At 32.9% G+C, this 24,242-nt stretch carries 23 protein-coding genes and 1 riboswitch; of the genes, 15 read left to right on the top strand and 8 right to left on the bottom strand.

Features of this window, described 5'->3' with window-relative positions:
- Nucleotides 1-95: 95 nt before the first annotated feature.
- The gene (locus LQ611_RS07695) at nt 96-629 is read right to left on the bottom strand and encodes a hypothetical protein (RefSeq protein WP_107573042.1); all 534 of its coding nucleotides are present in this window, start codon (nt 627-629) and stop codon (nt 96-98) included.
- Nucleotides 630-763: 134 nt separating this feature from the next.
- Here LQ611_RS07695 and LQ611_RS07690 point away from each other — a divergent pair, with 134 nt between their 5' ends.
- The 4 genes from LQ611_RS07690 (at nt 764) to LQ611_RS07675 (ending at nt 3,693) form a co-directional block, all read left to right on the top strand.
- Nucleotides 764-1,609 (top strand): DUF2785 domain-containing protein, encoded by an 846-nt coding sequence (locus tag LQ611_RS07690; protein WP_119495391.1) that lies wholly within the window; start codon nt 764-766, stop codon nt 1,607-1,609.
- Nucleotides 1,610-1,611: 2 nt separating this feature from the next.
- Entirely contained in the window at nt 1,612-2,007 is a 396-nt protein-coding gene (locus LQ611_RS07685) for a nucleoside 2-deoxyribosyltransferase (protein WP_107618350.1), read from the top strand.
- Between the two features lie 67 nt (nt 2,008-2,074).
- A complete protein-coding gene (locus tag LQ611_RS07680; protein ID WP_151359121.1) occupies nt 2,075-2,779 on the top strand; it encodes an SAM-dependent methyltransferase in 705 nt (234 codons plus the stop codon).
- Between the two features lie 23 nt (nt 2,780-2,802).
- Nucleotides 2,803-3,693, top strand: coding sequence for a PhzF family phenazine biosynthesis protein (locus LQ611_RS07675; RefSeq protein WP_119495389.1), 891 nt, complete (start codon nt 2,803-2,805; stop codon nt 3,691-3,693).
- 67 nt (nt 3,694-3,760) lie between these two features.
- On the opposite strand, the gene coaA is transcribed toward LQ611_RS07675, so the two are convergent.
- Nucleotides 3,761-4,663 (bottom strand): type I pantothenate kinase, encoded by a 903-nt coding sequence (gene coaA, locus LQ611_RS07670; protein ID WP_025906185.1) that lies wholly within the window; start codon nt 4,661-4,663, stop codon nt 3,761-3,763.
- Nucleotides 4,664-4,878: 215 nt separating this feature from the next.
- Here coaA and LQ611_RS07665 point away from each other — a divergent pair, with 215 nt between their 5' ends.
- A complete protein-coding gene (locus tag LQ611_RS07665) occupies nt 4,879-5,274 on the top strand; it encodes a VOC family protein (RefSeq protein ID WP_119495388.1) in 396 nt (131 codons plus the stop codon).
- Between the two features lie 37 nt (nt 5,275-5,311).
- Here the strand turns inward: LQ611_RS07665 and LQ611_RS07660 are convergent, their stop codons facing one another.
- Complete coding sequence (locus tag LQ611_RS07660) at nt 5,312-6,133, bottom strand: YqiA/YcfP family alpha/beta fold hydrolase (protein WP_025906180.1); 822 nt, start codon at nt 6,131-6,133, stop codon at nt 5,312-5,314.
- A gap of 158 nt (nt 6,134-6,291) precedes the next feature.
- Complete coding sequence (locus tag LQ611_RS07655; protein ID WP_119495387.1) at nt 6,292-7,164, bottom strand: prolipoprotein diacylglyceryl transferase; 873 nt, start codon at nt 7,162-7,164, stop codon at nt 6,292-6,294.
- A gap of 210 nt (nt 7,165-7,374) precedes the next feature.
- On the opposite strand from LQ611_RS07655, the gene LQ611_RS07650 reads away from it, so the two are divergent.
- Nucleotides 7,375-8,892: a DASS family sodium-coupled anion symporter gene (locus LQ611_RS07650; RefSeq protein WP_119495386.1), complete on the top strand. Its 1,518-nt coding sequence runs from the start codon at nt 7,375-7,377 to the stop codon at nt 8,890-8,892.
- 354 nt (nt 8,893-9,246) lie between these two features.
- Here LQ611_RS07650 and LQ611_RS07645 read toward each other — a convergent pair whose 3' ends face one another.
- Both LQ611_RS07645 and LQ611_RS07640 read right to left on the bottom strand, forming a co-directional pair.
- Complete coding sequence (locus tag LQ611_RS07645) at nt 9,247-10,587, bottom strand: sodium-dependent transporter (protein WP_058590751.1); 1,341 nt, start codon at nt 10,585-10,587, stop codon at nt 9,247-9,249.
- A gap of 178 nt (nt 10,588-10,765) precedes the next feature.
- Entirely contained in the window at nt 10,766-11,425 is a 660-nt protein-coding gene (locus LQ611_RS07640) for a nitroreductase family protein (protein WP_119475410.1), read from the bottom strand.
- Nucleotides 11,426-11,525: 100 nt separating this feature from the next.
- Between LQ611_RS07640 and LQ611_RS07635 the strand changes: the two genes are divergently transcribed.
- Nucleotides 11,526-12,566: an NAD(P)H-dependent flavin oxidoreductase gene (locus tag LQ611_RS07635; protein ID WP_239709504.1), complete on the top strand. Its 1,041-nt coding sequence runs from the start codon at nt 11,526-11,528 to the stop codon at nt 12,564-12,566.
- 28 nt (nt 12,567-12,594) lie between these two features.
- Here the strand turns inward: LQ611_RS07635 and LQ611_RS07630 are convergent, their stop codons facing one another.
- On the bottom strand, nt 12,595-13,251 hold the full coding sequence (locus LQ611_RS07630) for a GNAT family N-acetyltransferase (RefSeq protein ID WP_037589426.1): 657 nt from the start codon (nt 13,249-13,251) through the stop codon (nt 12,595-12,597).
- Nucleotides 13,252-13,388: 137 nt separating this feature from the next.
- On the bottom strand, nt 13,389-15,011 hold the full coding sequence (locus LQ611_RS07625) for a DUF2382 domain-containing protein (protein WP_119495191.1): 1,623 nt from the start codon (nt 15,009-15,011) through the stop codon (nt 13,389-13,391).
- A 255-nt stretch (nt 15,012-15,266) separates the two neighbouring features.
- A riboswitch (purine riboswitch) is annotated at nt 15,267-15,369 on the top strand.
- Nucleotides 15,370-15,477: 108 nt separating this feature from the next.
- Here LQ611_RS07625 and xpt point away from each other — a divergent pair.
- The 8 genes from xpt (at nt 15,478) to LQ611_RS07585 (ending at nt 24,101) form a co-directional block, all read left to right on the top strand.
- Entirely contained in the window at nt 15,478-16,053 is a 576-nt protein-coding gene (gene xpt / locus LQ611_RS07620; RefSeq protein ID WP_025906165.1) for a xanthine phosphoribosyltransferase, read from the top strand.
- Nucleotide 16,054: 1 nt separating this feature from the next.
- On the top strand, nt 16,055-17,323 hold the full coding sequence (locus LQ611_RS07615) for a nucleobase:cation symporter-2 family protein (RefSeq protein ID WP_037589422.1): 1,269 nt from the start codon (nt 16,055-16,057) through the stop codon (nt 17,321-17,323).
- A gap of 34 nt (nt 17,324-17,357) precedes the next feature.
- Entirely contained in the window at nt 17,358-18,827 is a 1,470-nt protein-coding gene (gene guaB, locus LQ611_RS07610; RefSeq protein WP_103361454.1) for an IMP dehydrogenase, read from the top strand.
- A gap of 19 nt (nt 18,828-18,846) precedes the next feature.
- Nucleotides 18,847-20,391 carry a glutamine-hydrolyzing GMP synthase gene (gene guaA / locus LQ611_RS07605; RefSeq protein ID WP_119475407.1) on the top strand — a complete coding sequence of 515 codons (1,545 nt, stop codon included), beginning with the start codon at nt 18,847-18,849 and terminating at the stop codon, nt 20,389-20,391.
- Between the two features lie 126 nt (nt 20,392-20,517).
- A complete protein-coding gene (locus tag LQ611_RS07600) occupies nt 20,518-20,838 on the top strand; it encodes an antibiotic biosynthesis monooxygenase family protein (protein WP_107590962.1) in 321 nt (106 codons plus the stop codon).
- Between the two features lie 188 nt (nt 20,839-21,026).
- Nucleotides 21,027-21,809 (top strand): hypothetical protein, encoded by a 783-nt coding sequence (locus LQ611_RS07595; protein ID WP_119475406.1) that lies wholly within the window; start codon nt 21,027-21,029, stop codon nt 21,807-21,809.
- A gap of 170 nt (nt 21,810-21,979) precedes the next feature.
- The gene (locus LQ611_RS07590; RefSeq protein ID WP_107573030.1) at nt 21,980-22,741 is read left to right on the top strand and encodes a zinc ribbon domain-containing protein; all 762 of its coding nucleotides are present in this window, start codon (nt 21,980-21,982) and stop codon (nt 22,739-22,741) included.
- Nucleotides 22,742-22,751: 10 nt separating this feature from the next.
- Complete coding sequence (locus tag LQ611_RS07585; RefSeq protein ID WP_119475405.1) at nt 22,752-24,101, top strand: TcaA NTF2-like domain-containing protein; 1,350 nt, start codon at nt 22,752-22,754, stop codon at nt 24,099-24,101.
- Nucleotides 24,102-24,242: the final 141 nt, after the last annotated feature.

Raw genomic sequence — 24,242 nt, 5'->3', positions numbered from 1 at the left:
AACAGTCAACCTCAAGTACACTCCGCAGATATGTACCGCTATTTGAATATAATTTTAATCTATATTTAGATAATTATTAATATTATTGATGAACTTTAATTACCATTATTGAAACCAGAATTAAATATTTCATGAATTCCTTGTTTTAAATCTTCTCCTACAACTATGTCGGACATTTCCTCTAATGTTTTAGACACTTTGCTATTAAACTCCCAGTCATTTGCTGTAATAATAAATACTTTTGAAGCGGGATTATCTTTTATATGATTAACTAATATTTCAATGTTTTTTCCTTTTATTGTTTTTGGATTCACTGGATAATATATTGCAAATTCGCCAAAGTTAGGGGTATTTGCGGTATATAAATTTAACTGTAATGATAAATCATTTAATGTGAAAGTTGTGTTTAGTGGTATCTCTTTTGTAAGCATGCCTTGTTCTGTCAGATCTTTGAAAACTTCTTTAGAATGAGCATTTAATGTTCCTTTTGAATATTGGGATTGAGTTTCTATTGCAGCTAAAATGGATAATAATTTTATCTCATGAAACATACCTTTCGTTAACACTATTCGGTTATCGCTATTTAAAAATTTAATAAATTGCTTTTTAAACTCTTGAAATATTTCCATAAAATCACTCCAAAAATGTAAGGTTAGTATGTATAGTTTATTATACTATGCAATTGAAATAAATATGTCTCATTTCATTCATTGTAAAAATACAATATAATAATGAGTAATAGAGTCTAAAGGGTGTGTTCTTAATGACAATCGAAGAAATAATTGAAAGATATAAAAATAAATTTCCAGATCAACAAGTAACAGACGAAGAATTTAAATTAATGATGTCCAATATTGGAAATCCTACTGCCAATATTCGTGAAGATAATTTTGATTTAATTGCGCGTTTTATTATAAGCGGTAAACTGGATAACCATCAACTGCTACAGTTACTTGAGGATTGTGAATTTGTTTTAAGAAGTGTTAACGAAAGTGATACTGAACATCTTGTGCTGGATAGAAGTTTCAGTGCACTTATTATCGGAATCATTATTGAATATTTAGAAGAGCATAATCAGTTACCTCAGGATATTTATGAGAAGATTATAAACTTAGCGATTGATTACATGGATAAGGAATCTGATGTTAGAGGATATGTACAAGGGACAGGATGGATGCATAGTGTTGCGCATGGATCAGATTTACTCGCAACATGTGTTAGATCTAAATATTATTCAGGTGACTGTAATAAAGTGATATTAAAGGTCATCTCTAAAAAACTTTATCAGTTAAATACTGATCTATCTTGCTATATAGATGATGAAGATGAGCGACAAGCATTTATCATTGAAGCATTACTTGAAAAAGGACTTACAGATCAAGAATTGAGTAATTGGGTAAGCGAGCTATTCGTGACAGTTAATCAAACAGATTTAAATCAATCTGAAGAAGCATATTTAAGTTATTTTAGAATAAGGAAAAATATAAAAGATTTCTTGAAGACACTGTATTTTAGACTAAAATTTAATCAAAAATGTCAGGTAACTCAAGATAAAATAGAAGAAATCCTTAAAAAGTTATACTCAGAATTAACACAACAAGGAGACTAAAAATGGGAATAAAGTTTTATGTAGCAAGTAGTTTTGGAAATAAGAATATTGTAAACAAACTTATAGAGAACTTAGAACAACACGGCTTACAAAATACTTATAATTGGACGCTGAATGATAAAGCAATTAATAAAGAGGACTTAAGAAAAATTGGTCAATCTGAAGCGGATGCAGTGAAAAATTCAGATATACTTTTAGCTATATTGCCTGGAGGTAAGGGGACACATACAGAAATAGGTATTGCGATAGGACATAATAAACCTATTCTATTATTAGCACAAAATGAAAACATATTCGAAGCTGATAATGCAGCTACATTTTATTTCCTGGAAAATGTTTATCGAAAGCAACTTGATAGGGTTAATGTATATGAAGAAGTTGTAGGTATAGCGAAGTGATTATTGTAATATAACTCTTTTTGAAACTATGTTACCATTGGTCTTAGTTATGAAAAAGGAGGATTTTATGAATAATTTAAATCGCCAAAGAAAATTAGATATAGATCACATCATTTTTATTGGCCGTACATATGAAGAATACTTGAACATGTTCAATTTATCTCTAGAATATTTAGAAGGTAAGAGAGTCTTAGATTGTCCTGCTGGTGCATGCTCTTTTAGTGCAACTGCAAGGAAATATGATATAGATGTTGAAGCTTGTGATTTAGCATATTATTTTAAAGATGATGTTTTGTATGAAAAAGGTAATAATGATATTAAACATATGATTAATAAAATGGAACATTCTAAATTGAATTATAATTGGACCTTTTTTAAAGACCTAAATGATTTGGAATTTCACAGAAAAAAAGCTTTAGAAACTTGTGTAAAAGATATGAAAAATAACCATGATAAATATTGTCTAGTAGAAATGCCACAATTACCATATAATAATAATGCGTTTGATGTATTGTTATCAGCTCATTTTTTATTTTTATATGCTGATGTATTTGATATCGACTTTCATATTCAAACAATTAAAGAAATGATTAGAGTTACAAAAGAAGAGATTCGTATTTTTCCATTAGTTGATATGGAAGGGAAAAGATATAAAAATTTAGATGAAATTATAAAATTATTAAAAGATAATGGCTATAAAACAAGTGAAATAAAAGTACCTTATGAATTTCAGGTTAACGCGAACTCATTTTTGAAGATACAAATTCAGTAAATATAAATAAAGGATGATGTTTCATGAAGTCGGTTAGTGTATATCATTATGATGCATTTAGTTTAGAAGCGAATAAAGGAAATCCTGCTGGTGTGGTATTAGATAGTGAAGGATTAACAGATGAAGATATGCAAGAAGTTGCGAAACAAATTGGATTTAATGAAACAGCATTCCCTTTAAAATCAAATCTTGCTGATTTTAGGATACGGTATTTTACACCTGGTCACGAAATGGATTTATGTGGACATGCTACTATTGGTACAATCGCAGCAATGAAACAACATGGATTGTTAGAGGATAAGAAGGAATTTACAATAGAGACGAATGCAGGTATCTTACCAATTACTTTAAATATTGAAAATGATAATATTTATATAACGATGCAACAAGCTAGTCCTCAATTTGAAGTGTTCAATGGATCGAGGGCAGATTTGGCTCATGCTATTGGAATTGATGAGAAAGATATTGTAACAGAATATCCGATTGTTTATGGCAGTACAGGAGCATGGACATTATTAGTACCTGTTAGGAATCTAGAAGTATGTAAAAGAATGTCTCCTCAAAATGAATTATTTCCAGAAATATTAAAAGAAAGACCCAAAACTTCAATTCATCCATTCTGTATGGAAACTTACAATGAAAACTTACATATGCATGCAAGACATTTTTCCTCACCATTTTCAGGGACAACTGAAGATGCAGTTACAGGAACAGCTTCTGGCGTAATGGGCGCATACTATGCTCAATATATAAATACACCTGCTAAATATCCACTTGAACTAATTGTTGAACAAGGACAAGAAATAGGAAAAGATGGACAAGTGTATGTGCATGTGAATAATATAAACAATCAGCTTAATATTGAGATAACTGGTAGTGCAGTATATGTTAAAGAAAGAATAATAGAATTGTAATTCTTTAGACTGCCGGAACACTAAAACCCTCACTAGACAAGGACTAGAGAGGGTTTTAGTGTATAACTTAAAATTTATTAAATTTCAGTTTTTCTATAACATGGTCGTGATTTTTATATAGTACGAGATCTGCTCTGTTTTTAGTTGGCAAGATGTTTTTGATTAAATTGACTTCGTTAATATTGTCCCATAGATCTGTTGCTATTTTTAAGGCTTCGTCTTTTGGGATGTCTCGATATTTATAGAAATGTGAGTCTGGTTTCTGGAAGGCTTCTTCTTGAAGTAGTAAGAAGCGGTTAAGATACCATTTCTTCATATTTTCTATTGTTGTGTGTAAATATATTTTGTAATCAATATAATCACTTACGAGTTCTTCTTCATGTGGACTTACTTGGAAGATGTTCACGCCTTCTATAATAAGAATGTCCGGACAGTCTATGTTGTGATATTGGTCTTTAAGACGGTCGTATGTGATATGTGAATACGTGTATGTTGGAATGTTAGGTTCGTTGTTCTTAATTTGTTTTAAGTGACTGATTAATGTTTTTGTATCATAACTTTCAGGAAATCCTTTTTTAGAAAGTAAGTCTTTATCGATGAGCTCTTGTTTAGGCATGATGTAACCATCAGTCGTGATCAAATCAACTTTCCAGTCCGCATTATATTCTTGTAGTAAGTTTAAAAGCAGTCTTGAGACAGTACTTTTTCCTACAGAAACCCCTCCTGATATTCCGATAATAAAAGGTGGTGTGTTATTTTTGTTATGTAATTTGTTGTTAATGTTAGATGAATAATCTTTATGGAACTTAACTTTGTTTGTCAAAAAATTAATGAGTGGCAAATAGAGTTCATTAATTTCTGAATTTGTTAAGTTATCATTTAAACTGATAATTTCTTCTAAGTTTAAATGACTTGTATCCATATCTAATTTAAAATTTGTGTTTTGCCATTCTTCTTTTGTGAATTTCATAATGAGTTCCTTTACTTAAGAATTTTTCACTTTTTACAGTACTCGTATAGGGTAACATAAATAGTCATGAAAGTGCTTTATTAATTTTGAAAAATTCTTATATACTATTTTATTCATGTACATCATGATTTTCTTTATAGTGTTAAAATGTATAGAAGATATGGAAATTATTAAAAATTGTCTTAATATAATTTTGAATTAGAGGTGATTGGAAGATGAATGGTTCTATACATCATTTAGAGATCTATGTTAGTGATATAAATAAATCTAAAAACTTTTATAGTTGGTTATTAGGACTGCTAGGATATAGTTTGTATCAAGAATGGAGAGAAGGTTTTAGCTTTAAATTAAATGGAACTTACATAGTATTTGTGCAAGTGGATGAGTCATTTAAACAATATGGATATCATCGTAAAAGGATTGGATTAAATCATTTGGCATTTACCGTTGAAGACAGAGTAACAGTGGATGATATCAATATTATTCTGGAACAAAAAAATATTAATAAACTGTATGATGATTTATATCCGTATGCTGGTGGTAATCATCATTATGCTGTTTATTTTGAAGATCCAGATAGAATGAAAATTGAAATAGTATCTAAAGAATAACACCACCTCTAAATCTGATATGAAGGTGGTGTTATTCTTAAAATTCTGCTATGACAAGTTTGTCTTCAAGGACTTGGTTTACAAAGTTTACGGTTGCTTCTCTTGATATAGGATTATGTCCGAGCTTTTTATTGTTGTATAATATGAACTTTATGTTTGAACTGTTTATTTCGTATTTATCTAAGAAACTACAAAATGGATCGAAGTGTCTAGTCATATCAGTCTCACATAATCTGTTCTGGATGTAGTAAATTTTAGGCACATATTTTTGTTTGCGGAATAAGCTTGTGATCGACAGTCTCAGTGCGTATTGTTTTTTGATATAATCGCGTGAGCGGTTGGGAAATATTTTGTTGTATAGTTTTTCAACGTTCACTTTATCGTAGCGATCTACGTAACATTGTGGATTGTTCACTACAGCAGTTGTGCCTTTATGTAATGTTGCTAAATACATAGACATAAAGCCACCTGCTGATGAGCCACAATAGACGACATTTTGTGATTCTATTTGGAGTGCTTGCGTGACTTGTTGCGCAATCTCAGAATAATCTTTTAAGAAATGACGTTCTTCTCTTCCAACCCCCCAACCGATACGTAATTGTTTATAATGGACAGTTCTGTCATCTATATAAAGACAATTCGCATTAAAATCTTCATGCCATTTACTTCTCATAAAGACAGGTGGTTTACTTTTAGACGGATCAATCGCGCCATTTGAAAATATAACTAATTTATGATTATCTTCTTTAAGATTCAATTTGATATAGATGTCTAAATCATCTTTCATGATTTTCACAACTTGATTATTATGCGCCCATAAAAGGTCATTGTTCAAATCTTCGTAATTTAATGTTTCCATGATGTGAAACACTCCTAATGGTTAATATTCATTACAAATACTTAATATAAAATTCAATATAACAAAGTACTCTAGCAATTAACAATTATATAGTAGAAATTTACAAAAACTTAACAAAAAAGAGGCTAGGCATCATGCCCAACCTCTTTTTAAAGGGATTAAATATTGAATAATCTTTGGAAGAATCCTTTTTTCTTAGGTTCTTCTTCAGTTTCTGATTTGATTTCTTCTTTTACTTCTTCTTTGTTTTCTGAAGGCGTTGAAGTTTCGTCTACTGTCGTTTCAGGTGCTTTTTCTTCAGTAGATGCTGCTTTGTCAGTCGTTTCTTCTTTAGATGTAGTTGCATCTTCTTCTTTCGCTTCTACTGCTTTATCAGTAGTCGTTTCTGGTTTAACAACAGTTTCTTTATCTTCTGATTTCACTTCAGCTTGAGTTTCTGATTTAGCTGGCTCTTCAGCTACAGCAACTTTTGTTTCTACTTTATCTTCTTGTTTGTTCGTTTCAACTGATTCACTAGAAGTCTTATCTTCTGAAACTACTTTAGAACTTTGTGGTTGTTCAGCTTGTTTCGCTTCAACTTTAGTATCATTCTCTTGAGCAGTAGCCTCTGATTGTTGAGGTGCTTGTAATGCTAAAGTTTGTTCTAGTTTCTGTTGTTGAATATGTACTTGTTGCAACATTTCACCAAGCATTTGTCTTTCTCTACGCATATGTTGAACTTCTAATCTTAATTCTTCAATTAAATGTTGTAGTTCAGGTGTTTGATTAGCAGGTTCGTCTTTAACAAGAACTTGTAAAAAGTCTTTCTCTTGTTCAAGTGTTTCGAATGCTTGGTCATAACTATTTGTTTCTTTAACTTTTTCCGCTATTTCTTGGAAAAGTTCAATATCTTCTTCTTGGAAGTCTGTCGCTTCTCTTCCACGATATTCTGTCTTAGAAAGTTGATATCCTCTGTCTTCTAAGTGCTGTACAATTTTTCTAACTTGCTTTTCACTAAGACCTACTTTAGTTGCGAATTCTTTAGTTAACATATTATAAATCATCCTTTATTTGACAGTAATTTAATAGGTAGGGTTGTCTGTCGGCAGACAACCGTCACACTTCCCTTTATACATTACATGTAAATAACAGAAAGTTCAAGTATTTATTGTATTAATTGTGAAAAGTATTATATGCAAAAAAGAAATATGTTATTATTTAGGAAATTAGAACAATAAAAATTAATATTGGAGCTGTTAGATATGTCTAATAATACTGAGAAAAAAGCTTTTAAACCAATTTGGATTATTGTTAGTTTTGTTGTATTAATTGGAATATTGTTATTACCAACTTCAAATGATTTACCTGTTATGGCAAAATGTGCGTTAGCGATTTTAGCTTTTGCAGTTATTATGTGGGTAACAGAAGCTGTAACTTATCCTGTATCAGCGGTCATGATTGTTGGACTGATCGTTGTACTCATTGGATTTAGTCCAGTTCAAAATTTAGGAGATGCGTTAGGCAATCCGTCAGCAAATGGAAAAGCTTTAGAAGGGGATGCATTACTAGGTACAGGCAATGCATTACAAATGGCTTTAAGCGGATTTTCAGGGTCTGCAGTGGCACTCGTTGCAGCAGCACTATTCTTAGCTACAGCGATGCAAGTGACCAATTTACATAAACGTTTAGCATTACAAGTACTTTCTATTGTAGGAAACAAAACAAATAGAATTGTTATTGGTGCAATTGTAGTTTCTATTATTTTAGCATTCTTCGTACCTTCAGCTACAGCAAGAGCAGGTGCTGTTGTACCCATCTTATTAGGTATGATTGCTGCATTTAATACATCTAAGAACAGTAAATTAGCAGCATTATTGATTATTACTGCCGTGCATGCCGTCTCAATATGGAATATAGGTATTAAGACTGCCGCCGCTCAAAATATCGTTGCGATAGGATTTATTAATAAATCAATGGGACAAGATGTGTCTTGGGGTGAGTGGTTCTTATATGCAGCACCATGGGCGATTATCATGTCAGTCGTCTTATACTTTGTGATGATTACTGTCATTAAACCTGAGGAGAAAGAAATAGAAGGTGGAAATGAATTAGTTAAAGCACAATTAAAAGAATTAGGACCAGTTTCAGCAAGAGAGTGGCGACTCATTACGATTTCTGTCTTATTATTATTTTTCTGGTCTACCGAAAAAGTGATCCATCCTATTGATTCATCTTCTATAACAATCATCGCATTAGCAATTATGTTAACACCTAAAATCGGTGTCTTTACTTGGGAAGATGTTGAGAAGAAAATTCCGTGGGGTACAGTTATCGTATTTGGAATTGGTATCTCATTAGGAACAGTATTGTTGGAAACAACAGCGGCACAATGGTTAAGTGATAAAACATTTGGATTGATGGGACTTAATCATATGCCACTAATCGCAACCATTGCACTCATTTCAATATTTAATATTTTAATACATTTAGGATTTGCGAGTGCAACGAGTTTATCTTCAGCCTTAATCCCTGTGTTTATAGCCTTAACACAAACATTAAATCTAGGAGATCAATCAATCGGATTTGTACTTATACAACAATTCGTGATTAGTTTTGGTTTCTTATTGCCAGTTAGTTCACCACAAAATATGCTGGCTTACGGTACAGAAACATTTACCGTTAAAGACTTTATTAAAACAGGTGTACCACTCACAGTTATTGGATACTTATTAATTATCTTGTTCAGCATGACATATTGGAAGTGGATAGGATTGATATAAAGGAGGTTTAAACAGGCTGCTGAGATAAGAAATCATTGAAGTCGTGGCTTAATGTCAGAGTAAAGCCAAGAGATCACTCAAGTCGTGGCTTAACGACTGAATTAAGCCAAGAGATTGCCCAAGTCATGGCTTAACGTCTAAATAAAGCCAAGAGATTGCCTAAGTCATGGCTTAACGTCTAAATAAAGCCAAGAGATCGCCTAAGTCATGGCTTAACGACTAAATAAAGCCAAGAGATCGTGTAAGTCATGGCTTAACGACTAAATTAAGCCAAGAGATCATCCAAATCCATCCGAACTACATAAAAAAGCCGTTCAATTCCCAAAAAATTGAACGGCTTCTTCTTTTCTCTATTTAAATTAATTGTCCAATAAATACGGCGATGATGATAATTGGAAGTACAAATTTAACTAAGAAATACCATGTATTCACAAAGAGTCTTCCTTTTTTAGTATCGCTCATATTTAATTCTTTCATAATGATTTCTTTATTGAATATATGACCAACGAAGATGGTTACGCCTAATGCACCTATTGGCATTAAGATATTCGCGACTAAGTAATCCATATTATCGAAGAATGTTCCGACACCGAATGTAAAGTCCTGGAGTAATCCGTTTGAAAGTGCTGATGGTATCCCGAATATAAAGACTAATATACCAATGATATATGACCATTTCTTTCTATTATCATTATTATTTTTAGTAATATTTGAGATGTTCAATTCTAATAACGAAATTGAAGATGTAATGGCTGCGAATAAAAATAATATTAAAAATAGTAAATAGAACAATTGACCGACAAACATTTGATCAAATACTTGTGGAAGGACGATAAATAATAATCCTGGTCCTTGGTTAGGTTCTAATCCAAATGCGAAAATAGCTGGGAAGATGGCTAACCCGGCTGCTATTGATACAGCTATGTTCATCCACACAATAGCATTCGCACTTTTGACGATATTTGTTTTACGGTCTAAATATGAAGCGTATGTCATCATACCGCATGTTCCAAGTGATAATGCGAAGAACGATTGACCTAGGGCATATAGTATACCTTCAGCACTTAAATCTGAAACTTTTGGTTGTAGGAAATATTGAATTCCGTCTAAAGCACCGTCTAAAGTGATTGACCTAATAATGACAATTACAAATGATATAAATAAAAGTGGCATCATGACTTTTGAAGCTTTCTCGATACCTTTTTCTACACCTTTACTGACAATGACTACAGTGAACAGTATAAAGGCAAACTGACTCGCTAATGAATAGAATGGGTTAGATATATAATCATTAAAGATATTGCCGTAATTATGTGATTGCGTTAATCCAAAGCTGTCTAAAAGAGTACGTATAATATATAAAATGATCCAACCACCGATAACACTATAGAAAGAAAATAGTACAAAGACTGTTAGATTTCCAAGCCATCCTACTAAATTCCAAGATGATTTACCGGATACTTTTTTGAAGATGTTAGTAGAATATGTTCTACCATAACGTCCCAATACAAAATCACTTAAAAGTAGTGGTAAGCCGACAAGCAATGTGAAAATAATAAATATTAGTAAAAATGCGCCACCACCGTATGTTCCAGCCATGTATGGGAATTTCCATACAGCACCAATTCCTATAGCTGACCCGGCACTTGCTAGAACGAAGCCGATACTGGACGACCATTGAGATAAATTTTTCATATATATTCCTTCTTTTAATTTGATATTCACTTTAAAGCGGTAAAGCTTTTAAGTAAAAAAATAAAACTCACAGCAATGAATTTTACACTATATTTTGGGATAATGCAATATTAAAAAATATCGGCAACATAAGATAGTTGCCGATAGGGTACTATTATAAATAGAACGAATAAAGTACTTATTCGCCGATTGAACCGTTACTTTCATCATTCCAAGCAATGATTCTATCTACTGGTAATCTACTAGAATCATGAGGTGGTTTAACACCTTTACCAATAGCGATTAAATGAGCTGGTACATATCTAGAAGTATCGATGTTTAATGCTTCTAATACAGCTGTTTTATCGAATCCACCGATAGGGTTTGTATCATAACCGTGATCAGTCGCAATAAGCATTAACTGCATAGAAGCTAAGTTTGCATCCATTAAACCTTGTGCATTAAAGTAACTTTCGTCAGCACTGCTAATTAAATTTGAAATTGTTTCAATAAAGTAATCTTTTGAATTTTCATCCATATAACCAAGTTCAACATTCTTCTCGTAAATATCGCTTACATATTCAGCGTGTTTTAAATCTGCAAGTACAAGGATAATGGCACTTGATGAATGTAATTGTCTTTGGTTGAACTGTACAAGATGGTCTAATTTTTGTTTTGTTTCTTCAGAATCGATGATAACAAAGCGCCATGGTTGTAAGTTGATTGATGAAGGTGCTTTAGTAGCAAGTGCTATCATTTCTTTCATTTCTTCTCTTGGAATTTTGAAGTTTGGATCGAACTCTTTAACTGATTTTCTTTTATTAATAATTTCAGTTAATGAAAGCTTAGAGTGTGTCATTTTATTTCTCCTTTTAGTATGATGTCATTATAATGCACCAATTAACTAAAAAAATAAAATGATTAGCTTACGAATTAAATTTTTTTAGGAGGGATTGTCATTGGAATCGAAAATATTAATCTCAGAACTGGATAAACCGATTTTTCTAGCGGGTATGGCTGGAGGTATTACAACACTTGATTTAGTGGCTTCAGTTTGTAATGAAGGCGGCTTTGGACAAATTGGTGCTGGATATATGACGCCTGATGCTTTAGCTAAAGATATAGACCAAATTAGACAAATGACGTCTGAACCGTTTGGCGTCAATTTATTTGTGCCAGAGTATCCGGCTATGGATCAAGAAAAAGTTGATTTTATGAATAAAATATTACATCCCATAACTGAAAAATTAAACAGTAAACAAATACAAGATGTTTCAATTGAAGTGAACTTTGATGACATGTTAAACGTGATTATAGAGAAACATGTTGAATATGTAAGCTTTACATTTGGTAAGCCTTCAGAAAGTCTCGTTCGCACATTACATGGCCATCATATTAACGTAATAGGAACTGCAACAGATTTAAATGAAGCTCAAGCTTTGGAATCCATTGGTATTGATGCGATAGTGATTCAAGGTAGTGAAGCGGGTGGTCATAGAGGTTCATTTGAACAATCATTGCCAGAAAATCGTCTTACAACTGAGCAATTGTTTAATCAAACGTATCCTTTGATTAACGTTCCATTAATAGTAGCGGGCGGTATCACGACACCAGAATTAGCGAAAAGTTATATTCAAAAAGGTGCTCATGCAGTTCAACTTGGGACAGCATTCTTAACAACACATGAAAGTGGTGCGCCAGATGTACATAAAGCGCATATATTAAAAGCACATCCTGATGATATTATATTAACGAATACGTTTAGTGGGCGTTATGCAAATGGTATTATAAATCCGTTTATACAGTATATGGAACAATTTAAAGATGATATTTGTCCGTATCCGATTCAAAATATATTAACACAACCTTTAAGAGGGCAGTCTAAAAAGTTAAAGAATCCAGATTATATGAATTTATGGTGTGGTACAAATCCAGCAGGCGCTAAAGATGAAAGTGTCCGTGCATTAATGGAAAGGTATCATAAAGTAATAAAAAGCTGACATCGCAATCGATGTCAGCTTTTCTAACTTATAAATCCATAGATTCTAATAATTCGTATACAAATTCTCGATCGTTTTCATTTCCGTGTATGTACTTGTTGATGTAACAAGAACGAATACTCGGTGAGATAACGTCTTTTTGAAGCGGCAAGTATTGCTTAATATATAAATCTATAGGTGTAGGTGCTAATGATTTTTGTGGATTTGGTTGTATATAAGGGATGTCTTGTTGAACTTCATAACCATGTCTATTAAAGAAGTTCTTACGCAGAATCGCTTCTTCTTTACCACTGTTGTTTTCGTATGATTCTTCTCCAAACGATTCCAACATAATCATGTTAGCATCTCTTCCATGAACATCTTGAGCATGTTTATGAAGTTCAGCTTCAATTCTTTCCAACGTTTGTCCGCCAACACGCTGATTGCGGTATTCAGGATGCGTCATTAAATAAATAATAAAAGCTGAATTTGTTGTAGGTTCATAATGACCTGTAGACAAACTTACGACCGTGTCATCAATTAAACCAACTAAAAATATATAATGTTTCTTTATGTACTCAGATGTAAGCGAATGGATGAAGACATGACGGTCTTCTCGCACCTCTGCCTTGAAAATATCTTCATACATTTCTAATGCTTTTTTGAATAATGGATCATCGATAGATGTGACAACTTCAAAATTCATAGTTATGAACCCCTCATAATCAATATTTTATAATATTATAACATAAGATTTTAATGGTAGTACTATCGTATTGAGGAAATAAAAAGAGAGACCAGGACATGACACTATGTCCCAGCCTCTTAAGTTATTATATTGTCTTATTTAGGATTATCATCTGTAGGGTTATTGATATCTGCTTCTTCATGTCTAACTTTTTCAGAAACATGTTCAGTATCTTGAACTTTATTTTTCTTAATGACGATTTCTTCAGATACGACATTTTCTTTGTCTACTTTTACACGTTCGTCATGTAATGGAATGTGTACGGAATCATCATCATTTGCGTTAAAGTCTTCGTCTACTTTCTCATTAACCGGTCTACGTTCGATGGTTACTTCTTCACGTTCAACAGGTACATCAAACTCTTGTTCTTCTTCAACAACATGTTTATCAACAGAAGCTTCTCCTGTTTCAACATTCTCTTTGTCTACATTTAGACGTTCTTCATGAAGTTGAACAGATTCTTCATCTACATTGTTATCTTGCGTTTCATTGTTGTGAGATGTTTCGCCTACATTATTGTCTTGTGTGTCGTTGTTGTAAGACTGCTCAGATGCATAAACATTAGTATCTTGCTCTTCTTGGCTAGAAGAGAAGTTAGATTCACGTGTTGTTGTTTCGTTTGATGTTGGTGGTTCAACACTTTCATTTGGTTTATTGTAGTTTAAGCTTGAACGCTCTGTTTCTACGTCATCATCATGCACTCTTGAGAATGATGATTCATCTTCTCTAGTTAAATCTCGCTGGTCTTTAACATTATCTGTTTCACCATATTGAGCAGACATATTTGTTGTTTCTCTATTATTCAAGTCTTCTAAATCTCTTTCATTATCGCTAGAGTAGACTCTTCTTTCATCTTGTACATCATCTTCAGTTTCTTGTTGTTCTCTTTGTTCGTTCGCATAACCAGCAGCACCAAGACCTGAAGCACCAGCTAAATTAGCTGAAGTTGATGTGCCATCATGGTCGATGTTTGAATCATCCACATCATCATGCGCTACATCTTCTTCATTAATATTATTACCATATCGATTTGTATTTACATCTCTTTCTGTTTCAGCTTCATTATCGAATGATGATGCTTCTGTTTTTTCTGTGTCAGTATCTTTAGTTAGATCATTTTCAGATACTTCATCTTGCTGATTAAATTCGTCTTCTCTTTCAGCTTTATCAAAATCAGATGTTTCATCTGTAGCTTCCTCTTGATCTGAAGATGAATGCGCAGCAGCGGCACCAGCACCAGCGCCCGCAGCACCTGCACCTAATCCGGCACCAGCAGCTGTACCTTTAGATACGCCACTTTCTTCGCTCTCATCACTAGAAAATGGTTTCGTGTTATCGTAATGCTCATTTCCTGTTTGAGAATCTTTAGGGTGATCTGAATCATAGTTTTCAGTATCACTTATATTGTCATTATCAACATATAATAATATTTTTCCGTTATTAAGTTCTTGTTTGTATCGATCTAATTCTTCTTCTGGAACATTTAAACTAGATAATACGCGTTCTTCAGCACTTTCACCTGAGAATAGTGCAGTAATCTTGTCGCTAAATGAACCTCTAGAGTTCTTCACTTTAACATCCGTGTAGTCTAAAGAGTTATCATCTAACCTATCTTCGGAAATAACTTGTAAGTCACTTTCTCCGACACCTTCTTCTTTTAATTGATCAATACGTTGCAGTAAATCACTTTCGCTACTAAATTTTTCTATTTTACCCATACTAAAACCTCCATAAATTTGTAATGTGTAAAAATCTTATCAACAGTGATTATTCTCTAGGTGTTTACATACTTAATAAATATTGTCTACGTAAATACAATATAATTCACAAATACCCTTGTGGAGGAGAATCAAACAAAATTCTATTAACTTTCTAATTATTTAGATTTTTCAGTTTATTTAAAACCGCTTAAAATAGCGCTAACATAAGGTTTTGCCTATTGTAAAAATACTGAAATTTTGTTATTATCAATGAATAATTTATTACTAAAAACTCATATAATCTGAAGAATATGGCTTTGGAAGTTTCTACCGTGTTGCCTTAAACGACACGACTATGAGTAAATGAATAACACTGGAATCAGGCTATCCAAAATGGTGTGGTTTTATATTATTTTTTACTCATCTTACCTATTTTCTAGGATTAAGGTGTGTTTTTTTTAATCTAAATGAGGAGGCGAGTAGTGTGAGGACACTACAAGATAGGGTTAAAGAAGATGGTGTAGTCATCGATGAAAAGATTCTTAAGGTTGATTCATTTTTAAATCACCAAATTGATGCAAAGTTAATGTATGAAGTTGGTCAAGTTATTACGGAACATTTTAAAGACAAGAAAATCACGAAAATACTTACGATTGAAGCGTCAGGTATCGCACCTGCGATTATGGCATCTTTACATTTAGATGTGCCATGTTTATTTGCGAAAAAAGCAAAACCATCTACAATGACATCTGAATTTTATCAAACAGATATTCACTCATTTACTAAAAATACAACGAGTACAGTGGTTATCGCGAAACAATTTTTAAATGAAGATGATCATGTATTAATTATTGATGACTTTTTAGCGAATGGCGAAGCATCATTAGGTTTACATCGTTTAGTTCAAGCAGCAAACGCAACAACAGCTGGAATTGGAATTGTTATAGAAAAAAGTTTCCAACCGGGCAGAGAGAAGTTGGAATCTGAAGGATTAGAAGTCTTATCTCTATGCCAAGTTGCTTCATTATTAGGAAATACAGTCAAACTGGTAGGAGAATAACATGAAAAATTTCATCTTAAGTGTTCAACATTTACTTGCTATGTATGCGGGTGCCATAATGGTACCTATTATCGTCGGATCTGCTTTAAAATTCACACCTGAAGAAGTGGCTTACTTAGTCGCTATTGATATCTTTATGTGTGGTGTAGCAACATTTTTACAAGTATATAAAGGAATAGGAATTGGACTGCCGGTAGTCTTAGGATGTACATTTACAGCTGTAGCACCAATGATTCTAGTTGGTAACACACACGGTATCGGTGTGCTGTACGGCTCTATATTTCTTTCAGGGATTATTGTAGTCTTAATTTCTCCATTTTTCTCATATTTAGTAAAATTATTTCCACCTGTTGTTACAGGAAGTGTTGTTACAATAATCGGTATTACGTTAATGCCAGTTGCCATGAATTATTTAGCAGGTGGTCAAGGTGAAAAGAACTACGGAGACAGTAAAAATATATTCTTAGGTTTATTTACATTAGTGATCATCTTATTAATACAAAGATTATCTAAAGGGTTCATTAAATCTATAGCGATATTACTCGGTTTATTAATAGGTACAACCGTCGCTTCCTTCTATGGATTAGTGGATACATCGAATTTAAGAACGTCGAATTGGTTGGAACTACCTAGACCATTTAGATTTAGCGGGTTTGAATTTGAATTTGGTACAACGATCGTCTTTGTCATTATTGCAATCGTTAGTTTGATTGAATCAACAGGCGTGTACCATGCTTTAAGTGAAATTACGAAACAACCTATATCAAGAAAAGACTTATCAAAAGGTTATAGAGCTGAAGGAATTGCGATTATAATTGGTTCAATCTTTAATGCATTTCCTTACACAGCTTATTCTCAAAACGTCGGGCTAGTTTCATTATCTGGCGCTAAAAAGAATCAAATCATGTATATGATGGTTGCATTATTAATCGTTTGTGGCTCAATACCTAAACTCGGTGCATTGGCAAGCATGATTCCATTTCCAGTATTAGGTGGTGCGATGATTGCGATGTTTGGAATGGTTATGGCATACGGTGTGAAAATGCTTGGTGGCATAGACTTTAACAAACAAAACAATTTACTCGTGATTGCCGTATCGGTCGGGATTGGTGCAGGTATTACAGCAGTACCTCAAGCGCTTGAAACATTTGGAGAAGAATATGCTTGGTTAACACAAAACGGTATCGTATTAGGTACTTTCTCAGCTATTATATTAAATTTATGTTTTAATGGATTAAACAATCAACAAAACAGTGAAAATGTGAAATAATAAATATGAAAATAAATTAGTGGAGGTTATATTCATGTGGGAAAACAAATTTCAAAAAGAAGGCTTAACGTTCGATGATGTATTATTAGTACCAGCAAAATCAGAGGTATTACCAAGTGATGTAGACTTAAGCGTATCTCTTTCAAAAAATATTAAGTTAAATATTCCAATCATTTCAGCTGGTATGGATACAGTTACTGAAGCTAAAATGGCGATTGCTATGGCAAGACAAGGTGGCTTAGGTGTTATTCATAAGAACATGTCTATAGAACATCAAGCAGATGAAGTACAAAAAGTTAAACGTTCAGAAAATGGCGTTATTACGAACCCATTCTTCTTAACACCTGAAGAGCAAGTGTACGCAGCAGAAGCATTGATGAGTAAATACCGTATTTCTGGTGTTCCAATCGTTAATAACGAAGAAGATATGGAACTTATCGGTATTATTACTAACCGTGACTTAAGATTTATCGAAAACTTCTCAATTAAAATTTCTGATGTGATGACTAAAGAAGATTTAGTAACAGCACCAGTTGGCACAACGTTAGAACAAGCAGAAGAAATTTTACAAAAATATAAAATCGAAAAACTTCCATTAATTTCTGAAGAGGGTAAACTTAAAGGATTAATTACAATTAAAGATATTGAAAAAGTAATCGAATTCCCATATGCAGCAAAAGACAGTGAAGGACGTCTACTTGTTGCAGCAGCATTAGGTATTGCTAAAGATACACCAATTCGTGCTCAAAAATTAGTTGAAGCGGGAGCAGATGCACTTGTTATTGATACTGCACATGGTCACTCTAAAGGTGTCTTAGATGTCGTTAAACATATTAGTGAATCATACCCAGACGTTACAATTATCGCAGGTAACGTTGCTACAGGTGAAGGTACTAAAGCATTGTTTGAAGCGGGAGCAGATGTCGTTAAAGTTGGTATTGGACCAGGTTCAATCTGTACAACTCGTGTCGTTGCAGGTGTAGGTGTACCTCAAATTACAGCTATTTATGATTGTGCAACAGAAGCACGTAACTATGGTAAAGCAATTATTGCTGACGGTGGTATTAAATTCTCTGGTGATATCGCGAAAGCTTTAGCAGCAGGCGGAAATGCAGTTATGTTAGGTAGCTTACTTGCTGGTACAGAAGAAAGCCCTGGACAAACAGAAATCTTCCAAGGTCGTCAATATAAAGTTTATCGTGGTATGGGATCACTTGGTGCGATGGAACAAGGTTCTAAAGACCGTTACTTCCAAGAAGATACTGCAGCTAAGAAATTTGTACCAGAAGGCATAGAAGGTAGAATTGACTTTAAAGGCCCATTACAAGATACAATTTATCAATTAATTGGCGGTATTAAGAGCGGTATGGGTTACACAGGATCAGCTAACCTAGAACAATTAAGAGAAGAAGCTCAGTTTATTAGAATGACTGGCGCAGGCCTTAAAGAATCACATCCACATGATGTTCAAATTACTAAAGAAGCACCAAACTACTCATTTTAATTAAAGGAGAACTACAATTATGGAAATGGCTTTTGAACAAGAGTTAATTCTTGTATTGGATTTTGGTAGTCAATATAATCAATTGATTACACGTCGTATAAGAGAAATGGGCGTATACAGTGAGTTACACGACCATGAAATCTCAATCGAAGAAATTAAAAAAATGAATCCTAAAGGTATTATACTTTCAGGTGGACCTAATTCAGTATACGAAGAAGGATCATTCACAGTTGATCCTGAAATCTTCGAACTAGGTATTCCTGTTTTAGGTATTTGTTACGGTATGCAATTAATGACTAAATTATTAGGTGGTTCTGTAGAAAGAGCTAACGAACGTGAATACGGTAAAGCAACATTAAACGTTAAATCAGATGATGAGTTATTCTTCAGCTTACCTAATAGTCAAACAGTTTGGATGAGTCACAGTGACAAAGTAATCGATATTCCTGAGAACTTTGAAATCATTGCAGACAGCCCAAGTTGTCAAAATGCAGCAATTGAAGATAAATCAAGAAAATTATACGGTGTACAATTCCATCCAGAAGTAAGACATACTGAATACGGAAATGACTTATTAAGAAACTTCATTCGTCGTGTTTGTGAATGTACAGGGAACTGGACAATGGAGAACTTTGTTGAAATCGAAGTAGAAAAAATTAGAGAACAAGTTGGCAATCGTAAAGTATTATGTGCGATGAGTGGTGGCGTTGATTCATCAGTTGTAGCAGTATTACTTCATAAAGCAATTGGCGATCAATTAACTTGTATCTTCGTAGACCATGGTTTGCTTAGAAAAGGTGAAGGCGACATGGTAATGGAGAACTTTGGTGAAGGATTCAATATGAACATCATTAGAGTAGATGCCAAAGACCGTTTCATGAGTAAATTAGCTGGCGTTTCAGATCCTGAGAAAAAACGTAAAATTATCGGTAATGAATTTGTATACGTATTTGATGATGAAGCATCAAAATTAGAAGGCGTAGATTTCCTTGCACAAGGTACGCTTTATACAGATATCATTGAATCAGGTACAAAGACTGCACAAACAATTAAATCACACCATAACGTAGGTGGATTACCAGAAGACATGCAGTTCCAATTAATCGAACCAATTAATACACTATTTAAAGACGAAGTACGTGCACTAGGAATCGAATTAGGCATACCAGAACATTTAGTATGGCGCCAACCATTCCCAGGCCCAGGTTTAGGTATTCGTGTATTAGGTGAAATTACTGAAGAAAAATTAGAAATCGTAAGAGAATCAGACGCAATTCTAAGAGAAGTCGTGCGTGAAGAAGGTCTAGAAAGAGACATTTGGCAATACTTCACAGTATTACCAGATATCCGTTCAGTAGGTGTTATGGGAGACTACCGTACATATGACTACACAGTCGGAGTACGTGCAGTAACATCAATAGACGGTATGACAAGTGACTTCGCAAGAATTGACTGGGAAGTCTTACAAAAAGTATCAAGTCGTATCGTAAACGAAGTAGACCACGTAAACAGAGTTGTCTATGACATTACATCTAAGCCCCCAAGCACAATCGAATGGGAGTAAGATATATTAAACACCCCCTTTAACCTTAATGGTTAAGGGGGGTGTTTATATTTTTATAAAGCGTTTCATATGTTTGTAATTTTTATTTTTGATATATTGGAATATATAGACAAGGAGGCGTTATGAATGTTCGTTGCACAAGCAATTTTTTCTACTAAAGATGAGGCATCTAAGGCTATATTAGATAATAAAGCTAGTCATGCTAAACAAGATTTTGAAGGCTTTGAAGGCTTTATTGATGCACAAGTTTGGAAGTCTGAAACGGGAAGCAAGTTAGAGTACGCGATTGTTTCTAAATGGAATGATAAGAAAGATTTTCAAGCTTGGATTTCTAGACCTTCTCATGTTGAAGAGCATAAAAATATGAGTAAAGAAAAGAAAGAAAACGAAGAAGCGAAAGTTTCAAAAATCGAAAAGCAAATTAAAAAATACGAAATTGTAGATTAATACAAAAGTTATGTTAATGAGCTTATAAAATAAAAATCACGAGTGATTTTAGGTAGATGTACCTTTAGTCACTCGTGATTTTTTGTAGAAGTTATTTTTATTTCTGTAAAATTTTGTATAATAATAGAGAACTTAAGTATATATAAATACATTCCTAAGTTATAATTTAAACCGTTTATTAGGAGGGAGTGGCGATTAAAAAGTTACTAGTATTGTTATGTATATTTATCGTAGTTGTGGTCTGTGTGATGTTGTTTACATCAAATGGAAGAGATAGTGATCGTGATGTTCGGAATTTCACTTCTAAAAATGGAACGAAAGGTGAATATTTAATTTATCCTGTTAAGGACGCAAAGGGGATATTAGTGTGGTTACATGGTGATGGTGCTTATGAGTTTCATCATCCTGATTCAGAAGTCTATTTAGCTGGGAAAGATGGCATCTGTCAAGTTGCTAAAGAAAAAGGTTTAACTTTAGTTGTACCGAAGTCTGTTAATGATGAAGAGCAATGGTGGAAAAATGGAGAAGCCAATGTGCAATATTTAGTTGAATTGATTTCTTCTTTACCAAATCATGAAAAATTATGGATAGGTAGCTTTTCAGGTGGTGCAGAAACAACAGCATATTGGATGTTAGATAAATTACCAGAACTAAATATTCAATCTGGAGGTGCTATATTGTTTGGTGGAGGAGGCTCTCCAAAGAAAGAAGGGATTGCCACTCATATTGAAAAGTCACAACATGTAAAAGGATCATTCCCACTAACATGGATTGTTGGAGAAAATGATCACGTAGGTGGACAGACTGAAGATGACCCATTTGATGCTTTCGTTACAAGTAAAGAAGGTGAAGCATTTTATGCTCAAGAAGGCTGGGAAACAAAGAGGGTTGTCTTAAAACATTATAGTCATGTATTGGCAAATGGAGAAGTCGGACTGTATGGGAAATATTTAAGAGAATATATTAATTGAAAATTACCAATTCATATTAAATATTTATTAGTTTCTAGAGTTTATATATAACTGAAGCTGTATTACTTAAAATTAATATTATGAATTTTAAGATTTATTTGAATTTACCATCTTAATTTTAATTTATTTATGCTAAAATTATATATAAATATATATAAGGAGTGTTTAATATGAATTGTCCTAAATGTGGTTCACCTGTTATGCAAGATGACAGATTCTGTGGCGAATGTGGTGAAAAGTTAATTCAATCTAATGGGAACACAACTGCAGTAGAATCAACTAATCATGAAAAAGTTGAGAAGTTTAAAAGTTCATTAAATACATATAAGAATGAAACCTTAAATGAGAGTAAAGGTTTCTTTAAAAATATTTTCACGAATTTAGATCAAGAAGTCTCAAGTGCACACACATATAGTTATAAGTTTATAGCTTCTTTAGTAGGCGCGGGTATTCTATTACTATTAATTTTCTTGTTAATTATAGTACCTGCAGATATAAGCTTTTTTGGACCATCTAAATCAAGCATTGTTTTCAGTGTGTTATTTTCAATCATTTTCAGTTTAGCACTATTGTTTGGTATAACTTTAGGTATTGTTAAACTGTTGAATACAAATATTGGCGTGCATAAAGTATTATCAGACTTTGTTTCATTTAATTTATTTTCAACGGGATTCTTCTTTGTTGGATTATTATTTGCGCTCATTAAAGTACCAAGTTTCGCAGCGATATTAATTTTGTTAAGTATTTTATTATTTGTAGTATCTCCTATCTACTTAATGACGAAATATAGTAACCAATTCAACTTCCGTTTTCAAGTGGTGTACGGCATTCTTATTTACTTTGTTGTTGCATCGATTATATTACGTATATTAGTAGAAAAATCAATTTCGGATTCTCTAGATATAGTCAATTCGTTATTAACTGATTACTAGGAGGTAAAGTATGAAATATTGTAAAAATTGCGGGAATAAACTTTCTGAAGGACAAAAGGTATGTACACAATGTGGTACGCCTGTAGCTCAAGAAAATCAAGCGAATCAGAATGTTGAACATAAGAAAATGAATAAAAAACTACTGATTATTATTGCAATTGTAGCATTACTGTTATTGCTAATATTTGCAGTTTATAAAGTTGTCGAATCACAACTATCCCCTGTTAATGATGCTGAAGAAATTGCTTCAGATATTAAAAAAGGAAATACTAAATCTTTAAAAAATCATTTGAAATTTAATAACCGTGATTTAAGCCAAACAGAAAGTAAAGCTTTTTATGATTATGTAGTTGAAGCGGATAGTTCTGATAGATTTGCTGATGAGGTTGAAAGCCAAGTGAAAGATATGAATCAAAGTGATGCTGAAAGTACTACTATAAGTGCTGGAGAACAGCCTGTCATTCAAGTTAAGAAAAATGGTAAGAAATATGGCGTCTTTGATAACTATGAATTTGAAGTTGTAAAAGAAAGTGTTTCAATACAATCAGATTCAGATAGTACAATTACGTATGACTACAATGGTAAAAAGAAAAACATCAAATTATCTAAAGATAACGATAAAGTATTTGCAACATTGCCAATAGGTAATTACCATTTAGATGCTACTAAAGCGATAGATGATAAGAAATTTAAAGGTGAAGTTATTGTTAACATGGTAGATTCATCAGAAGTAGTAGAGAATTTCAAACAGAAAAATGTTAAAGTAAATATCGACTCAGAGTATAGTTATGGAGATGAAGATATAGATATTTATATTAATGGAAAGAAACAAGGTACTTATCAAACATATGATGAAACAACATATGGCCCGTTCTTACCAGATGAAAAAGTAGCAATATATGCACAAACTAAAGTAAATGGTAAAGTATTTAAAACAAATACTGTTAATGCCACAAAAGCCGATGAAGGTGAAGATGAAATAACGGTAGATCTTTCATTTGATGACGATGCAATCAAAGATTATAAAGAAAATGAAGAATTAAAAGATGATGTACAAACATTTATGGAAGATTATATAGACGCATTAAATGAAGCATATGAGGAAGAGGACTATATGTATGTATCTAGTTATATTAAGAGCAGTTCAGATACAGCAGATCATATAGAAAATGTTGTTGAAGAAGGCGGTAGTACAGAGTTCTCTACACCTAAAGTGACAAAGTATGATAAAAAAGGTGACACAATTACAATTGAAGTAGAAAAGAAAGATCAAAATGGTAAAAGTATTAAATCTAAATACGTATTAGATTATGATTCAACATTCTCTGATTTTAAAATTAAAGATTATACAGATATCTAATTTAATCAATATAGTTTAGGATCTAAGGCATTAGAATATGTCTTAGATCCTTATTTGTGTAATTAAAACCATACGCTATGCGTATGGTACAGTATGGTTTCACCGTTGTATTAAAAAATGCATCTCTACATGCTAGAATAA

The organism is Mammaliicoccus sp. L-M44 (assembly GCF_022386355.1).
Classification (GTDB): Bacteria; Bacillota; Bacilli; order Staphylococcales; family Staphylococcaceae; genus Mammaliicoccus; species Mammaliicoccus sciuri_A.
The sequence above is the reverse complement of the archived record's forward strand: the minus strand, read 5'-3'. Positions and strand labels throughout refer to the sequence as shown.

Coding starts and splice junctions, on each gene's coding strand:
- LQ611_RS07695 (WP_107573042.1), bottom strand. CDS start 629: ATGGAAATATTTCAAGAGTTTAAAAAGCAATTTATTAAATTTTTAAAT.
- LQ611_RS07690 (WP_119495391.1), top strand. CDS start 764: ATGACAATCGAAGAAATAATTGAAAGATATAAAAATAAATTTCCAGAT.
- LQ611_RS07685 (WP_107618350.1), top strand. CDS start 1,612: ATGGGAATAAAGTTTTATGTAGCAAGTAGTTTTGGAAATAAGAATATT.
- LQ611_RS07680 (WP_151359121.1), top strand. CDS start 2,075: ATGAATAATTTAAATCGCCAAAGAAAATTAGATATAGATCACATCATT.
- LQ611_RS07675 (WP_119495389.1), top strand. CDS start 2,803: ATGAAGTCGGTTAGTGTATATCATTATGATGCATTTAGTTTAGAAGCG.
- coaA (WP_025906185.1), bottom strand. CDS start 4,663: ATGAAATTCACAAAAGAAGAATGGCAAAACACAAATTTTAAATTAGAT.
- LQ611_RS07665 (WP_119495388.1), top strand. CDS start 4,879: ATGAATGGTTCTATACATCATTTAGAGATCTATGTTAGTGATATAAAT.
- LQ611_RS07660 (WP_025906180.1), bottom strand. CDS start 6,133: ATGGAAACATTAAATTACGAAGATTTGAACAATGACCTTTTATGGGCG.
- LQ611_RS07655 (WP_119495387.1), bottom strand. CDS start 7,164: ATGTTAACTAAAGAATTCGCAACTAAAGTAGGTCTTAGTGAAAAGCAA.
- LQ611_RS07650 (WP_119495386.1), top strand. CDS start 7,375: ATGTCTAATAATACTGAGAAAAAAGCTTTTAAACCAATTTGGATTATT.
- LQ611_RS07645 (WP_058590751.1), bottom strand. CDS start 10,587: ATGAAAAATTTATCTCAATGGTCGTCCAGTATCGGCTTCGTTCTAGCA.
- LQ611_RS07640 (WP_119475410.1), bottom strand. CDS start 11,425: ATGACACACTCTAAGCTTTCATTAACTGAAATTATTAATAAAAGAAAA.
- LQ611_RS07630 (WP_037589426.1), bottom strand. CDS start 13,251: ATGAATTTTGAAGTTGTCACATCTATCGATGATCCATTATTCAAAAAA.
- LQ611_RS07625 (WP_119495191.1), bottom strand. CDS start 15,011: ATGGGTAAAATAGAAAAATTTAGTAGCGAAAGTGATTTACTGCAACGT.
- LQ611_RS07615 (WP_037589422.1), top strand. CDS start 16,055: ATGAAAAATTTCATCTTAAGTGTTCAACATTTACTTGCTATGTATGCG.
- guaB (WP_103361454.1), top strand. CDS start 17,358: ATGTGGGAAAACAAATTTCAAAAAGAAGGCTTAACGTTCGATGATGTA.
- guaA (WP_119475407.1), top strand. CDS start 18,847: ATGGAAATGGCTTTTGAACAAGAGTTAATTCTTGTATTGGATTTTGGT.
- LQ611_RS07600 (WP_107590962.1), top strand. CDS start 20,518: ATGTTCGTTGCACAAGCAATTTTTTCTACTAAAGATGAGGCATCTAAG.
- LQ611_RS07590 (WP_107573030.1), top strand. CDS start 21,980: ATGAATTGTCCTAAATGTGGTTCACCTGTTATGCAAGATGACAGATTC.
- LQ611_RS07585 (WP_119475405.1), top strand. CDS start 22,752: ATGAAATATTGTAAAAATTGCGGGAATAAACTTTCTGAAGGACAAAAG.